Consider the following 15603-nt stretch of genomic DNA (forward strand, 5'->3'; position numbering starts at 1 on the left):
CCTTGTGGGACCGGCCCCGCCATCGGCAGTGGCCCGGTTTTCCGAGTGCACCTGACGCCGCAGACGACGTTAGGGCATGTGGATCAGGGGGCCATAGCGCCCCCCGGCGGAGGTGATCACGCTCTCACTGTTCGCCGGCCCGACCGCTATCGATCACCCTGCGCAACCGGGACTCAGAACAGCTCGGTACGCAGGTCGTGCGCCCCGTCCGCACGGGTCGCCTCGTAGTACAGGCGCTGCCGCCCGTCCGGCAGCGCGACCAGGCTGAGGTACCGCAGGCCGTGCGGCTCGTGCGGGCTGCCCAGCGGCTCCCGCTCCTCGGCGGTGAGCGGACCGAACGTGCCGTCCGGCAGGCGCACCCCGTGGGCCAGCCCGGTGCGTTCCTCCCAGTTCTCGCCGGCGGTGGCGCGGCCGTCGTAGGAGGCGGTGATCCGGTCGCCCTCGACCACCACGGAGGAGATCCGCACGCCGCGGGCGTCCCACTCCCGCGCCCGGCCGGCGAGGGCGGTCCGCACCCAGGTCCAGTGCACGCCGTCGGGGCTGGTCGCGTACTCGGTGGTCATCCGGTCGGCGTCGTCCCACGATTCGAGGGGGTGCACCGACGCCCACAGGTGCCAGCCGTGCTCGTCGTGGTGCAGCACCGGGTCCTTGACGCCGACGGTCTCGTCGCCGGCCAGGACGGTGCGGGCCGGCGCGTTCTCCAGGCCCTCCGGCGTGTCGGCCTCGAGCAGGTCGACTCGCCAGTGCTTGGTGCCGGGGGTGGCGGCGCTGACGTAGAGCCGCCACCGGCCCTCCGGCGTGCGGACGAGCGCGGGCCGTTCGAGGGACTCGGCGCCGAAGCGGTCCTTGCCGATCTCGGCCACCACCGTGAAGCTGAGGCCGTCCGCCGAGCGGGCCACCACGTTGGCGATGCCGCGGCCGGCGCCGATCGGCAGTCGCAGCCGGTACGCCAGGTAGATGTGGCCGTCGGCGTGGACCGTGCTGGGGGCGCCGGACCAGGCTCCCGGCTCGGTGCCCGGCGGTTCCACCACCACGGTGGACTCCTCCCAGCCTGGCAGTGGCAGGGTGGTGGTTCCGGTGCTCAAAGCGGCTCCCTTCGGCGGTGGTGATCCGGCTGGTTCTCCCTGCCGTCTCCCGGTCGGGGAGGCGGCACGGAGAACCAGCCGGCCTTGGACCCGTCAAGTGTGCTACATCTATGGGAATTGTGGGCTTTACGCGGTCCTGGCGTGTCGGTCCAGGCTCAGCCAGTCGTCGTACCGTTGGCCGGTGACGTCCTGGAGCAGGGCGATGTCGTCGGCGAAGTACGGCAGCAGGGCGGCCCGCTCCTCCGGTGTCGTCACCGGACGGTTGCCCTTCTTGCGGTGCAGCAGGGTGAGCAGCGGGCCGCGGGCGGCCAGCCGCAACGGCACCGGGAAGTGGTGCCCGACGTCGCCACCGGCCCGGAGCAGGCCGCGCAGCACCCGGTTGAGCCCGTTGTCCTCGACGTAGTGCCGGTTCACGTTCTCCCTCGGGATCGACGTGAGCACACCGGTCCGCACACCGAGGAAGGCGCAGACCCGGTCCAGAGTCTCGGCCGGCCGGTCCTTGAGGTCGCGGTAGCGTAACAGAAGCACCTGCTCGCGGGAGAAGCGTTCAAAGAGGTGCTGAAGCTGCTTGCCGTAGAGGCCGAGTCCGATGTAGTGCCAGAAGTCGGCCCACTGCCGCGCCTTGCGGGACTCCTCGGCCCGGCAGGCGGCGAGGAAGTCGGCCTCCTCCTCGAGACCGGCCACCCACAGGTGGGTCCAGTTGGAGTGGGCGCGGTCGACCGGGTCGCGGAGCAGGATGATCAGCTTGACGTCCGGGATCAGGTTCCTGATCCGGTCGTGGGACTTCAGGTCGTACAGGTAGAACGGGGTGGCCTCGCCCTTGCGGGCGCCGGGCGGGGCCGGCGTGAACAGCTTCTCGTACTCCGGCCGCCGCCAGATGTGCTCCTGGTACGTCTGCACGTCGCCGGGGCCGCCCACGGTCGGCGGCGGGCCGTCGGAGAGGAAGAACTTCGGCTCCTTGACCGGCGGCAGGAACAGCTCGGGGTGCCCGACCAGCGCGGCGTGCAGGGCTGTGGTGCCGGCTTTGGGCACGCCCGCGATCAGAAAGTCGGGAAGTGACATGGGGATCTCCCTCGGCTCAAAGTGAGCTTAGCCTACAGATCCACTAGGATTTCGCAGCCGTCTGCTCACCTGGCGGACGCCCCGTTCCCGACCCGATGCCCGTTCCGGGCCGCACGGCCCGGGAAGAAGGAGCGAACCGGCCGGTGGCCGTTTCTGGCACCCGGCCGTTTCAGTCGATCACCGATCCCCCGATCCGTCAGCACGCCGGGGGAATCGTCGTCAACCGTTCGGCCGAGGTTTGATCAGACGCCGCCACCAGGCCTCGGCGGGCCGGAACCGGGGACAGCGGCCCGCCTCGCAAAGGGCGCATTCCGTCCCGGACCGGTAGTGCTCGTGTGCCTCGAACGGATGTCCGCAGCGGCACTGTCCGTTTCTCTCCGTCATCGCCGCACCGGCATCCGGGTCACCGACGGCTGCATCCGCGTTCTCACGGATCGATGGTAACGCCCACCGATCGTGATCACGCACTGACACTGAGGCGATGCGCGAATGACAGACCGTAAATGTGGCGAACACGCAGTGCAATAAAGGAACTTGTCCACATTTGTCATGATCGACTGTCGCCTTCTGCATTTGCCGGAGTCCCCGTCACCTGGCCCGATTCTGCCCGGTTGACCGTTACGCAACGTAACGAATGTGGCCTTGATCGCGCGGGAACGCGTGGGAGCGTGTTCCATACACATACTGCGAGCTGCGTCTTTAATTCGGCTGTGATCTGAACTGTCCTCTTGAACTGTTGACGCTACGTAATCCGTTGCTAGGTTGATTGCCTGAAGCGAGCGGCTCCGCGATCCCGCTCCGGAAATCGCGTAACAGAGTCGTATTGCCGCCCCCGGAAGGGACCGACATGGAGCTTTCGCACTTGAATCCGAACACTGACAGTAATCGCCCTCAGTCACCGACAGTGAGCGTGGTGATCCCGACGCTGAACGAGGAGCGGAATCTGCCGCACGTGTTCGCGAAGCTCCCCGCGATGATCACGGAGGTCATCGTGGTCGACGGCGGGTCGAAGGACCGGACCGTCGAGGTGGCCCGCCGGCTCCGCCCGGACGCGGTGATCGTGCAGCAGACCCGCAAGGGCAAGGGCAACGCGCTGGCCTGCGGTTTCGCCGCCTGCACCGGCGACATCATCGTGATGATCGACGCCGACGGCTCGACCGACCCGGCCGAGATCCCGCTGTTCGTGAACAAGCTGATCAACGGCGACCACTTCGTGAAGGGCTCCCGGTTCAGCCACGGCGGCCACAGCCACGACATCACCCGGCTGCGCAAGCTCGGCAACGACGGCCTCAACCTGGTGGTGAACGTCCTGTTCCGGACGCACTTCACCGACCTGTGCTACGGCTACAACGCCTTCTGGCGCGCGGTCGTGCCGGCCCTGGACCTGCCGGACGTGAAGCTCCCCCGCCCGTCGGACGGCCGGAAGCTCTGGGGCGACGGTTTCGAGATCGAAACGATGATCAACATCCGCGCGGTCGCGGAGAAGCTGAAGGTCGGCGAGGTCGGCAGCACCGAGCACGAGCGGATCCACGGCGAGAGCAACCTCAACACCTTCCGTGACGGCTTCCGCGTGCTCCGCACCATCTTCAGCGAGTACGGCCGGATGCGGCGCCGCCGGGGCGCCGGCCTGCGCCCGTTCGTCGAGGGCCTCCAGGTCGGACCGGCCCGCGGCCTCAACCCGGTCCCGCCGCGGCACGCGGCCGACCCCCGCCGGGACGGCGGCCACCTGAACCGCGCCCGCCGCACCGACGACATCAACAAGATCCGTGCCCGGGAGCTGGACGACCTCGGCGGCCGGCCCACCCAGGACATCAACAAGCTTCGCAGCGGCCCCTCCGCCGACTGAGCGCCCCTTCCGCCCCCAGGAGCACTCCCCTCGTGAACCACACCCCCCTCGCCACGACGATCGTCATCCCGACCTACTCCGAGGTCCGGTGGGATTACCTCACCCGGACCCTGGCGTCGGCGCGCGCCCAGACGCACACCCCCGAAGAGATCGTCGTGGTGGTCGACCACAACCCGGCGATGTACGAGCGCATCCAGCGTGAGCTGCCCGGCGTCACGGTGCTGCGCAACGCGTACGCCCAGGGTGTCTCCGGCAACCGCAACACCGGCGCCTTCCACGCGAGGACGCCGCTGATCGCGTTCCTGGACGACGACATCATCGCCGACCGGCACTGGCTGGCCCGGCAGATCGAGCCGTTCGCCGACCCGTCCGTGATCGGCACCGGCGGCGCGATCGAGCCGGCCTGGGAGGGCCCGGCTCCGAAGTGGATGCCCGCGGAGTTCCTCTGGGCGGTCGGTGGCTCGTACGCCGGCATGCCCACCCGGACCGCGCCCATCCGCAACGTGTGGTCGGCCAACATGATCGTCCGCAAGGACGTGTTCGAGGCGGCCGAGGGCTTCCGGGTCGGCTTCGGCAAGCTCGGCTCCCGCAACCGGCCCGAGGACACCGACCTCTGCCTGCGGATGAGCCAGGTCAGCGGCGGCCGGTGGATGTACGTGCCGAGCGCCGTCATCCAGCACGAGGTCCCGCGGGAACGGGCCGGCTTCGGGTTCTTCGTGCGGCGCTGCTACGCCGAGGGCCGCGGCAAGGTCCAGATGGCCGGCCTGCACGAGAACGACGCGCTGGGCGCCGAGCGGAACTACCTGTGGTCGCTGCCCAAGGCGATGTTCCGCTACCTCGGCGCCGGCCTGACCGGCCGGGGCGCCGACAACTTCCTGCGGTCCGGCGGCGTGGTCGCCGGAGTCGCCGCCGCCGGTCTCGGTGGCGTCGTCGAGACCGTCAGCTCCCGGCGGCCCGGCCGCCGTACCCCCGTAGAGGTTGCCCCGTGACCGCGACTGTCCCCCCGCAGCTCGACGCGGAGAGCGACGTCCTGCCCGCCGTCGTCCTCGACCTGGAGATGTCCGGGGCGCTGCCGCCGGTCGGCGCGATCGCACCGGACGGCCGCCGGGTCCAGCAAGCGTGGGCGCTGGTCCGGGTGTTCACCGAACCGCTCGGCACCATCCTCGTCGACGTGCCGGAACGGGGTCTCGCCCCGGGCGACCTGGCCGCCGCGATCGACGCGGAGCTGGGCCATCTGGTCCGCCCGCGGCTGGCGGCGGCGGCCGGGGGCGGCGAGCCGGCCTTCCTCGCGGGCCGGCGCGCGGCGCTCGCCGCCGCGCCCGACATCACCGTGGTGGTCTGCACCCGGGAGCGGCCGGGCGCGCTCGCCCGCTGTCTGGACAGCCTGCTCACCCAGGTCTACCCGCCGGCCCGGATCCTGGTGGTGGACAACGCCCCGGTGACCGACGCGACCGCCGAGGTGGCCCGGTCGGCGGCCCGCCGCGGCCCGGTCGACTACCTCCGGGAGCCCACGGCGGGGCTGTCGTTCGCCCGGAACACCGCCGAGGCGGCGACCCGTGGCGAGATCGTCGCCTGGATCGACGACGACGAGCTCGCCGACCGGTACTGGCTGGCCGAGGTGGCCCGGGCGCTGGTGGAGAACCCGGACGCCGACGTCGTCTCCGGCGTGATCGTCCCGGCCGAGCTGGAGACCCGGGCGCAGATCTGGTTCGAGCAGTTCGGCGGGCACAGCAAGGGGCGCGGGTTCACGCCGGACACGTTCGGCCCGCACACCGCGCACCGGCAGAGCCCGCTCTACCCGCTGCCGCCGTTCGGCACCGGGGCGAACATGACCTTCCGGCCCGGCGTGATCGCCCGGATCGGCGGCTGGGACAACGCGCTCGGCGCCGGCACCCCGGCGATGGGCTCCGAGGACACCCTGGCCTTCACCAAGGTGCTGCTGGCCGGCGGGACGATCGTGTACCAGCCGACCGCGGTGACGCACCACTACCACCGGCGCGACTTCGCGGGCCTGCACAAGCAGATGGTGGGGTACGGGACGGGACTGACCGCCGCGTACACGAGCCTGGTTCTGGGCCGGCCGGGACTGCTCTGGCCGCTGATCAAGCTGGCGCCGACCGCGCTGCGCGACCTGACCGGATCGGACAGCCTGCGGGTGTCGACTCTGCAGGACGATTTCCCACGTGACCTGCTCACGGCCAACCGGCGGGGGATGATTGCCGGACCGGGCGCGTACCTGCGGGGGCGGCGCGCCGCCCGGGCGAAACTGCGCGCCTCCCGCTGAAGACGTAACGCTCTGACCTGCTGTGGAGGCTCTTCTCATGGGGGACCAGCCGACGTCCGGCCGGAAACGGACGCCGGAGGAGACGGCCGCCGAGACGGTCGTCATCAAGGCGGCCTCACCGGATGAGACGGTCGTGATCGACAAGGCCGCGCCCGGTGAGACGGTCCTGGACGACAAGGCCGCGCCGGACCCGACGGTCGTGATCACGAAGGCCGGATCGGACGAGACGGTCGTGATCACGAAGGCCCCGGCCGACGACACGGTGATCATCCGGGCCCCCGTCACGAAGCGGAGGCCCGCCGGCGACGACACGGTCATCATCCGGGTCCCCGGCGGGCCCAAGGGCGGGTCGAAGAAGAGGACCGCGGGTGACGACACGGTCATCATCCGGCTGCCCGGCGGGCCGAGGAGCGGCAGCGCCGACGTCACCAGCACCCAGGCGCTGACCACCGCGCGCAAGCGGGCGGCCGAGGACACCATCGTCATCCGGCTGCCGCAGGCGCCGGCGAAGAAGAAGACGGCCCCGGTCGAGGAGACCGTCCTCATCCGGCTGCCCGCCGCCGCGCCGGAGCCGGAACCGCGGGAACGCTTCGCCCTGGGCTGGGCGCCCTGGGTGCTGGCTCTGTCCAGCCTCGGCGTGGTGCTGGTGGCGCTCGCCTACGCGGGCGGCCGCCACGAGGCGTCCTGGGCCATGGCCGCGTACTGGATCGGTCAGGTCATCGTCTTCTCCCCCGTGGTGTTCCGGCTGCTCAGCCGGCTGGCCGGGGTCGCCGAGTCGTTCGTGCTGGTGATGGGCCTGGCCACCAACCAGTACATGCTGAAGTGGATGTACAGCCCGGACCAGTTCCGGTTCCCCGACGAGCTGCAGCACTGGCTGGCCACCACCCTGATCACCGAGTCCGGCGAGCTGTTCCGGCAGAACAACGCGCTGCCCCCGGCCGTGCACTTCCCCGGCCTGGCCGAGATGGGCGCCGGGTTGTCGCTGCTCACCGGGCTGCCGGTGACCGCGGCCGGCACCATCGTGGCCGGGGTCGCCCACCTGATCTTCGTGGGCTGGCTGTTCGCGGCGGTGCTGCGGGCCAGCGACTCCCCGGCGATGGCCGGGGTGGCCTGCGTGACCTACGCGACGGCCATGCACTACCTCTTCTTCAATTCGATGTTCCTGTACGCCACCGCCGCCCTGCCGTTCTTCATGCTGACGGTGTGGGCGCACCGGCGCTGGCGGACCGGCGGCGCGAACCGGTTCCTCGCGCTCGCCGCGGTCGGCATCACGATGACCACGGTCAGCCACCACGTGACCGCGTTCGCCCTGGTCGGGACCCTGCTGCTGCTGTCGCTCACCGAGCTGGCGCTGGACCGGCCGCGGCCCTGGGCCACGCTCACCGTGCCGGCTCTGGCGCTGGCCGTGGTCTGCTGCTGGATCGGGTTCGTGGCCCAGGACGTCATCGGCTACCTGGAAGCGCCGGTGCAGCGGCTCGCCGCCGCGCTCCATCAGATGTTCGGCGGGGCCGCGGCCGCCGCGGAGGCCGGCGCGGCCAAGCCGGTGCCGCTGGTGCAGCTGGCGGTGCAGGGTCTGGGCATCCTCGGCCTGCTGGTGCTGTTCCTGGCGGTGGCCCGGGACATGATCCTGCGCCGGGACCGGGACGCCTGGCGCTGGGCGGCCCTGGTCGGCGGCGCGGTGTTCTTCGCCGGCAACGGCGCCCGGTTCCTCGGTTCGGGCGGCCCGGAGATCGCCGGACGGCTCTCCACGTTCACGTACGTCCCGATGTCGATCATCGCGGCGATCGCGATCGTGCACGCGGTGCCGGTCGTCCCGCCGAAGGACTCCCACGGTCGCCGCTGGCTGTCCCCGCCGCCGCCGGGCGTCGCGGTCACCACCGGGCGGCGACTGGCCGGGCAGGTGTACATCGGCACCACGCTGATCACGCTGCTGATGGTCGGCGCACGGACCGGGGGCTGGCCGCCGGTGTCGGCGCTGCTGCCGGGGCCGTACATCCCGGCCGCCTACGAGCGGTCGGTGGACGCGTACGGCGTCGACGCCGCCCGCTGGCAGGACCGGCACCTGCCACGCGAGTCACGGGTCGGCGGCGACATCACGGCGGTGGCGCTGTCCTCAACGTACGGGCGGATCGACCCGGTCCGTGAGGTCGGCGACCTGTACTGGGCGACGTCGTGGGGCGACGCCGAGGAGGAGACGGCCCGGCAGCTGGCCCTCGATTACCTGGTGGTGGACCGGCGCCTGGGCGAACTGCTGCCGATGGACGGCGCGTACTTCCAGGGCGACCCGATGGCCGGGCGGATCACCGAGCCGCTCAGCGACGCCCAGCTCGGCAAGTTCGACACCACCGGCTCGATCTCGCGGCTCTACGACAACGGCAACGTCCGGATCTACCGGTTGGGGGCGTCGTGAACCCGGTGCGCGCCGGAGTCCTGGCCGGCCTGACCGTCGTCGCGTCGGTCGCCGCCGGGTTCGGCCCCCTCGCCGTCGCGGCGCCGGCCGGTCTGCTGCTGGCGTTCGTGCTGCCCGGGTACGCCATCACGGCGGCGATGTTCCGGCGCGAGATCGGCATGGTGGAACGGTCGGTGCTGGTGCCCTCGCTCAGCCTCGCCGTCCTGGTGCTCGGCGGGCTGGGGCTGTGGGCGGCCGGTGGGCACCTGAACCGGGCCGGCTGGACGCTGCTCTGCGCGGTGGTCACGCTGATCGCGATCGGGGTGGCGTTCTACCGGCACGCGAAGGATCCGGAGGAGACCGGGCGGATCCGGTTCCGGATCAGCCAGGACCGGCTGATCCGTGACGTGCTGCCGCTGACCCTGGCGGTGCTGCTGCTGGCCGGCGCCGGGGTGTGGTCGTACGCGGACTCGGTCGGCACCTACGACATCCGGGTCAGCACGCTGTCGGCGGAACCGCCCGGCCCGGCCGGCGCCGACGGCGCCCGGACCGTGCAGATCAGCGCGACCGGGCTGGCCTCGTCGGCCGGACCGTGGTCGATGGTGCTGACCGGCGACGAGGGTGTCGAGATCAGCAGGCAGGCCATCACGCCGGACACCGGCGGGGACTGGACCGGGCGGCTCACCGTTCCGGGCGACGAGCGGGTCACCGTGAACCTTTTCCGCGGCGGGGAGACGGGCGCGTTCCGTACCCTGATCATCGCTGCCGACGCCCAGTAAGTCCCACGGAGAACGCCAATGTCGGAAATTCCCGGCGCGCCTCGGCGCGGCCGCCTCTGGCTGGCCGTCGCCGGGGTCGCCACTCTCGCCCTCGGCATCTCCATCGCCATCACGGTCAACCCCGCCGACGACCCCTCGGCCACGCCGCCCTCCGCCGTTCCCCCGGCCACGACCGCGCCGAACTCCGCCGCTCCCCCGGCCACGAAGAAGACCGGCTGGCTCTCCGGCGTCAACGGATTCCCCCGGCTCGACACGGCCTCGGTCACCGAGTTCTGCGCCGCCCGGGGCCGCCCCTGCGACGTCGCCCAGACCTACACCGACCGCACCACCTACGACTCGATGACCCGCGGATCCGGCTGGGTGTTCGAGTACTTCGCCGACTTCGACGGCCTGCTGGTGATCTCCCAGGCGCTGGTCCCCGACAAGGGCGAGAACCTGATGGCGGCCTGCGCCGCGGGCGACTACGACCAGCACTGGCGCGACTTCGGCGCGCTGATGGTCGCGAACGGGCGGGGCGACTCGATCGTGCGGCTGGGCTGGGAGATGAACGAGGGGTCGATGGCCTGGCGCGGGCTGGACACGGCCGCCTACATCGCCTGCTACCGGTCCGCCGCCACCGCGATCCGGGCCGCGAACCCGCAGGTGGTGCTGGACTGGACGATCAACGCGCACAACACGCCGGCCGACCTGTGCGGCGGCCTGAGCACCAACTGCTACCCCGGCGACGAGTACGTCGACATCATCGGCATCGACAACTACGACCACCACCCGTGGTCGCCGACGAAGGCCGACTTCGACCGGACGGCGGACGCCCCGGAGGGTCTGAACTGGCTGTACGAGTTCGCCCGTACCCATGGCAAGGAGTTCTCGGTCGGCGAGTGGGGTGTCATGCCGACCGGGGACGCCGGCCGGGACAACCCGGACTTCATCCGCTGGATGCACGCCTGGTTCACCGAGCACGCCGAGCACCTGGTCTACGAGGCGTACTTCCAGCGGTGCGACGGCACGTTCTCGCAGTCGGCGATCCTGCGCCCGAACGACCCGGAGTGCCTGCCGAACACCGGGTCGTCGGACGTCTACAAGGAACTGTTCAGCCGCTGAGGCGCGCGCTGCGGGCCATCGCCGTGAACGCGGCGGTGGACTCCTTCGAGGTGTCGAAGCGCCACTTCTCCGGGTAGTGCGGGTGCGTGTCGGTGTCGAACCACACCACCGCCCCGATGGCCGGGCGCTGCTCCACGTACGCGTGGAACTCCCCGATCCAGTCGGCCTTGGTGCTGCCGCCGTGGTCCTTCGAGCCCACCTCGCTGATCATGAGGGGCTTGCGGGACGCGTACCTGCCGTAGATCGGATCGAACAGCCGGGCCACCCGCTCCTTGCCGACGTTGTAGCCGGAGACGCCCACCCAGTCGACGTACTCGTCGCCGGGGTAGTAGTCGACCAGCCGGTTCCACGGCTCGTTGGGCTGGTTGTTCCAGTTCGGGCTCCACACCCAGGAGATGTTGTCGGCGCCCTCCGCGTCGAAGATCCTCCGCAGGCGCCGGAAGCACGTGACGTAGCCGTCGGGCTTCCTGTCGTTGCGGGAGCCGCCCCAGTCGTACCAGAAGCCGTTCATCTCCCAGCCCCAGCGCAGGAACACCGGCCGGTTCCAGGCCTTGAGCCGCCGGGCCGCGCGGGCGATGAGCTCGTCCGAGCCACCGTCGAGGATCTTCCGGTACTTCGGGCCGCGCCAGGACACCATCGGGATCGAGTCCTCCGGCATGCCCTTGATCGACGAGGGCAGGGTGTCCGGCCAGGCGTAGAAGACGTGCGTGATGCGCTGGTCCCGGCCGAGCTGCCGCCGGCGGAGCCGGACCGCTTCGGGGTACGACATCTCCGAGAGATCGAGATATGAGCCGAGCATCGCCTTGCCCGCGACGAACGGCACGGTCCCGCCGAGGTCCCCTGTCGCGTCGGCGAACGGCGCCGGGGTGCCGCTCGGCGCCGGCGGGGGCGTCGGCTCGACCGGGTCGACGGCCTCGACCGGCACGGACGGCTCCTGCACGGCGGCCTTCCAGACGCCGAACGCGCCCGCGGCCGCGGCCCCGCCGAGACCGGCCAGTCCGAGCAGGCCGCGGCGGCTGATCCCCGCGTCGCTCATGTCAGGTTCCGGCCGGCCTTGCGGGCGAGCTTGCGGACCATCCGCCAGCCCGGCTGGGCGTACTGCCTGAGCCGCGCCGGCAGCGCGGAGCCGGCGCCCTCGACCAGGCGGACCAGGTCGGCGCCGGTGTGATCGGGGGTCGGCTGGAACCGGGGCACCGCGAACCGCTTCTCGGCCGGGGTGTGCAGCCGGCGGCCCACCTCGGTGGCGTTGTCGTGACCGGACGCCTCGACCACCCGGCGGACCCGGGCGCTGTTGTAGCCGTGCGGGTACGCGAACGACCGCACCCTGCGCTGCAACCGCTGCTCCAGCTGGTCGTGGCTGCTGACCACCTCCGCGCGCAGCTGGGCCGCGGTGAGCACGTCGAGCGGGTGGTGGATCAGGCTGTGGTTGCCGATCTCGATGCCGGCGGCGGCCACCTCGTCCAGCTCGGACCAGGTGAGCATCGGGCCGAAGTCGGGCGACCACCGGCCGAGCCACCCGGCGTGGCCGCCGAGGTGACCGACCGAGGCGTACAGGGTGGCGCCGGCGCCGGCCTGCCGCAGGGCGGGGACACCGTGGGTGAGGAAGTCGCGGTAGCCGTCGTCGAAGGTGACCGCCACCATCTTCCCGGCGGAGCCGGCGGCCAGCAGATCGAGCGCCTCGGTGAGTCCGACGAGCCGGTAACCGGCGCCGGACAGCGCGGCCAGCTGCTCGGCCAGGCGCTCCGGCGGCACGGCGAGATCACGCAGCGGACCGCCGACCGCGGAGACCGAGTGATACATCAGCGCCGGCAGCGTAGTCCAGGTCACCGTGCGTTCTCCCCCCACCACTCTCATCCTGCGTCCGGCGGCGAACGCTACCCGTCGAGGCGATCATGGCGGCTCGGACGTTCGGACCGTACCTCTGGCCATTTCGCACTACAGGGAGTAACGTCCGAGGCCCTTCAAGTCTCCGGCCAGCGTAAACATGGTCACTATACCGTCACTCAAAGTGATATGTGAACCGAAGTCTCGCCGGGGACGTACCCGAGGGAGACACCGAGAACCGCTCTAACCCCGGGAGCGCGCACCATGTTCCGCCTCATCCAGCTGCACACCGAAGCCGGTGTTCCACGCATCGGCGTCGACCCCGACGGATACGTCAGCGCCCGTGCCGCGCTGGCCCACTACCGCACCGCCCCGGCGACCTACTTCGCCGTCGGGCGCTTCGACCACGAGGGCACCCTCACCGAGGTGATCCTCGACCCCATCTGCGGCCTCGACGGCGCCTGCCAGCGACCCGCGTCCGTGATCCACGCCCAGACCTACGAACGCCTCTGCGAACGCTGCGCCTCCGGCCTCGACGTGCTCACCGTGCCGCAACTGGCCCGCCGCCTCGGCATCGCCTGCCGGCTCGCCCCGTCGGTCGCGCGCTTCCGCCCGACCACCCTCGGCGGCCCGCGCGCGCCCGCCGGCAACCGGATCGCCCGCGAGTTCCCCGACCACGTCCACGACCCGGTCTGGCGCCAGGAGCTCTGCCTCAGCCTCGCGCAGAGCCCGACCGCCATGAACGGCCTGCTCATCGGAGTGGGCGCGCTCAGCCACCGGCAGGTGCTCGACCTGTACCCGGTGCTGTGCGCGCTCGGCGACGAGCTCCCGGAGGCGGTCCGCACCGACCTCTCCCGCGCCACGGCGCGGCCCCTCTCCCCCGCCGGTGTCACCGGTCTCCGCCTGGGCCTGCGCGTCCTCCCCTGATCCCCGGCCTTCTCCGGTACGGGCCACCGAAGGCGCGCCGTGGCAGTCCCCGGGATACCGATAGGTTCGGCCCATGACGTACACGTTCGGTGACCTCGTGGCCCGCGCCCGGGGACTGACCGGTGGGCGGCGCGCGGTGCTCGGCATCGCCGGGCCTCCGGCGGCGGGCAAGACGACCCTCGCCGCCGAACTCGTCACGGCGCTGGCCGCGGCACCCCCGCCGGGCCACGGCCCGGACTGGGTGGCACACGTGCCGATGGACGGATACCACCTGGCGGACGTGGAGCTCACCCGTCTCGGGCTCCGCGACCGCAAAGGCGCGCCGGAGACGTTCGACGCATGGGGATACGCGGCCCTGCTACGGCGGCTGCACGAGGACCGGGACGAGATCGTGTACGCGCCGGGATTCGAACGCGTCCTCGAACAACCGATCGCCGGCAGCATCGGGGTGCCGCCGACCGCCCGGCTGATCGTCACCGAGGGCAACTACCTGCTGCTGGACGATCCGCGGTGGACGCCGGTGCGGGAACTGCTGACCGAGGTCTGGTACACCGACCTGGAACCGGGCGAACGACTGCGGCGGCTGGTCGAGCGGCACGTCCGGTTCGGCAAGGAGCGGGCGGCGGCGGAGAGCTGGGCGAACGGCACCGACGAGCGCAACGCGACGCTGATCGCCGCGACCCGCGACCGTGCCGACCTGATCATCGACTCCGACCTGGTCCGGCAGCTCGGAGCCAGTCCCGATCCCAGCCTCTAGCCCCGCCCTGGCCCTGCCACCGCTACGGCGGTCGTCCGCCTCCGCTCCGCGGAGGTTCTCGCACACCACGTTCTGGTACGGGCCACACAGCGTCCCGTGACCCGCGGCGGCCACGGCAGGCGTCCCCTCACGACCGCCCCCGGGTGCCACTCATGCATGCCCGTCCCGGTCACCCCGGCTTCGCTGCCGGCGGAGAGCGGGCTGAGTCGTGACGGAGGGCACAGGCGGCGGTTTCGTCGTACCCGAGTGGCATGCTTGCCCTCATGTCGGTGGGTGAGGCGGTCGAGTCGGAGCCGCGCAGACGCGGGCCGAGGTTCGCGCGGTTCGGCGTCATTCTGGTCGCGGTGATCGCGCTGCTGTTCGGGGTGCCGTGGGCGACGCTGGTGTGGTCGGGCAACGACTGGCCACCGGTGCTCCTCGCCGGCGGGTCCCTGGTGTTCCTGGTGCTGGCGGCCGGGTTCCCCTGGCTGATGTTCCGCGGTCACGGCGGCCACCGCGACCGCGAGTCCCGGATCGCCGACACCCTGCTCGGCGTGGTCTGGGTCCTCTTCGTCTGGTCGCTGATCGGGCAGGCCGCCGGCCTGGTGCTGCTGGCGCTGGGCGTCGACGACCCGCTCCGGTCCCGCCTCGTCACGGCGTTCGTCGTGGTGGTGTCCGCCGGGCTGCTGGCCTGGGGCCACCACGAGGCGATGCGCGTGTCCCGGGTCCGTGAGGTCGACGTCACCATCCCCCGGCTCGGTCCCGGGCTGGACGGGCTGCGGGTGGCGCTGATCACCGACACCCATTACGGCCCGATCAACCGGGCCCGCTGGTCGCGCGGCGTCACCGAGGTGGTCAACTCGCTCGACGCCGACATCGTCGCGCACACCGGTGACATCGCCGACGGCCTGGTGGAGCAGCGGCTCGAGATGGCCGCGCCGCTCGCCGACATCCGCGCCCGTTTCGCCCGCGTCTACGTGACCGGCAACCACGAGTATCACAGCGGCGCTCAGGGCTGGGTCGAGCACATGGAGCAGCTCGGCTGGGAGACCCTGCACAACCGGCACATCGTGGTGACCCGCGGTGGCGACTCCCTGGTCGTGGCCGGTGTCGACGACCGCACCGCCGGCGGCTCCGGTCTGCCCGGCCACCGCACCGACCACGAGGCCGCGCTGGCCGGCGCCGACCCCGGCCTGCCGGTCCTGCTGCTGGCCCACCAGCCGCAGCAGATCAAGGACGCGGTCGCCCACGGCATCGACCTGCAACTGTCCGGGCACACCCACGGCGGCCAGATGTGGCCGTTCCACTACCTGGTCCTCACCGACCAGCCGAGCCTGCAGGGCCTGTCCCGGCATTCCGAGCGCACCCAGCTCTACACCAGCCGCGGCACCGGGTTCTGGGGCCCGCCGTTCCGCATCTTCGCCCCCAGCGAGATCACCCTGCTGACGCTCCGAGCCACCCGACCAGCCTGACCCACCGCCGCGGCACGACCGCCCGGCGGTAACGCGCATGGGCGCGGTTGCACAGGCTGAGGCGGTCGGGCCTGGGTGTTGCTCGGGCCGGCCCGGCT

General features: G+C 71.6%; 13 protein-coding genes. 9 read left to right on the forward strand and 4 right to left on the reverse strand.

Annotated features, from left to right (window positions below; translation table 11 throughout):
* Nucleotides 1-173: 173 nt before the first annotated feature.
* Complete coding sequence (locus Aut01nite_RS02025; protein ID WP_043532344.1) at nucleotides 174-1085, reverse strand: glycoside hydrolase family protein; 912 nt, start codon at nucleotides 1083-1085, stop codon at nucleotides 174-176.
* Nucleotides 1086-1211: 126 nt separating this feature from the next.
* Complete coding sequence (locus tag Aut01nite_RS02030; protein ID WP_043532343.1) at nucleotides 1212-2147, reverse strand: sulfotransferase family protein; 936 nt, start codon at nucleotides 2145-2147, stop codon at nucleotides 1212-1214.
* 913 nt (nucleotides 2148-3060) lie between these two features.
* On the opposite strand from Aut01nite_RS02030, the gene Aut01nite_RS02035 reads away from it, so the two are divergent.
* Genes Aut01nite_RS02035 through Aut01nite_RS02060 form a run of 6 tightly spaced genes read left to right on the forward strand, consistent with a single transcriptional unit; the run spans nucleotide 3061 to nucleotide 10546 of the window.
* Nucleotides 3061-3993, forward strand: coding sequence for a glycosyltransferase family 2 protein (locus tag Aut01nite_RS02035; protein WP_328286772.1), 933 nt, complete (start codon nucleotides 3061-3063; stop codon nucleotides 3991-3993).
* A gap of 32 nt (nucleotides 3994-4025) precedes the next feature.
* A complete protein-coding gene (locus Aut01nite_RS02040) occupies nucleotides 4026-4982 on the forward strand; it encodes a glycosyltransferase family 2 protein (protein ID WP_043532341.1) in 957 nt (318 codons plus the stop codon).
* A complete protein-coding gene (locus Aut01nite_RS02045) occupies nucleotides 4979-6277 on the forward strand; it encodes a glycosyltransferase family 2 protein (protein ID WP_043532339.1) in 1299 nt (432 codons plus the stop codon). Before Aut01nite_RS02040 ends, Aut01nite_RS02045 begins: the two co-directional genes overlap by 4 nt.
* A gap of 37 nt (nucleotides 6278-6314) precedes the next feature.
* Nucleotides 6315-8687, forward strand: coding sequence for a putative glycosyltransferase family protein (locus Aut01nite_RS02050; RefSeq protein ID WP_043532337.1), 2373 nt, complete (start codon nucleotides 6315-6317; stop codon nucleotides 8685-8687).
* Nucleotides 8684-9445, forward strand: coding sequence for a DUF8471 domain-containing protein (locus tag Aut01nite_RS02055; RefSeq protein WP_043532336.1), 762 nt, complete (start codon nucleotides 8684-8686; stop codon nucleotides 9443-9445). The genes Aut01nite_RS02050 and Aut01nite_RS02055 overlap by 4 nt, the downstream gene beginning before the upstream one ends.
* 18 nt (nucleotides 9446-9463) lie before the next feature.
* Nucleotides 9464-10546 carry a glycoside hydrolase family 26 protein gene (locus tag Aut01nite_RS02060; RefSeq protein WP_052164507.1) on the forward strand — a complete coding sequence of 361 codons (1083 nt, stop codon included), beginning with the start codon at nucleotides 9464-9466 and terminating at the stop codon, nucleotides 10544-10546.
* On the opposite strand, the gene Aut01nite_RS02065 is transcribed toward Aut01nite_RS02060, so the two are convergent.
* Both Aut01nite_RS02065 and Aut01nite_RS02070 read right to left on the reverse strand, forming a co-directional pair.
* Entirely contained in the window at nucleotides 10536-11582 is a 1047-nt protein-coding gene (locus tag Aut01nite_RS02065; protein ID WP_052164506.1) for a glycoside hydrolase family 26 protein, read from the reverse strand. The genes Aut01nite_RS02060 and Aut01nite_RS02065 overlap by 11 nt on opposite strands.
* Complete coding sequence (locus Aut01nite_RS02070) at nucleotides 11579-12373, reverse strand: polysaccharide deacetylase family protein (RefSeq protein ID WP_161790752.1); 795 nt, start codon at nucleotides 12371-12373, stop codon at nucleotides 11579-11581. The genes Aut01nite_RS02065 and Aut01nite_RS02070 overlap by 4 nt, the downstream gene beginning before the upstream one ends.
* 261 nt (nucleotides 12374-12634) lie before the next feature.
* Between Aut01nite_RS02070 and Aut01nite_RS02075 the strand changes: the two genes are divergently transcribed.
* The 3 genes from Aut01nite_RS02075 to Aut01nite_RS02085 all read left to right on the forward strand — a co-directional run bounded on the left by Aut01nite_RS02075 (nucleotide 12635) and on the right by Aut01nite_RS02085 (nucleotide 15505).
* Nucleotides 12635-13297 carry a hypothetical protein gene (locus Aut01nite_RS02075; protein ID WP_043532333.1) on the forward strand — a complete coding sequence of 221 codons (663 nt, stop codon included), beginning with the start codon at nucleotides 12635-12637 and terminating at the stop codon, nucleotides 13295-13297.
* Nucleotides 13298-13370: 73 nt separating this feature from the next.
* On the forward strand, nucleotides 13371-14054 hold the full coding sequence (locus tag Aut01nite_RS02080; RefSeq protein ID WP_043532331.1) for a nucleoside/nucleotide kinase family protein: 684 nt from the start codon (nucleotides 13371-13373) through the stop codon (nucleotides 14052-14054).
* A 263-nt stretch (nucleotides 14055-14317) separates the two neighbouring features.
* Complete coding sequence (locus Aut01nite_RS02085; protein WP_043532329.1) at nucleotides 14318-15505, forward strand: metallophosphoesterase; 1188 nt, start codon at nucleotides 14318-14320, stop codon at nucleotides 15503-15505.
* Nucleotides 15506-15603: the final 98 nt, after the last annotated feature.

Origin of the sequence: Actinoplanes utahensis, assembly GCF_016862455.1 — a bacterium.
Classification (GTDB): domain Bacteria; phylum Actinomycetota; class Actinomycetes; order Mycobacteriales; family Micromonosporaceae; genus Actinoplanes; species Actinoplanes utahensis.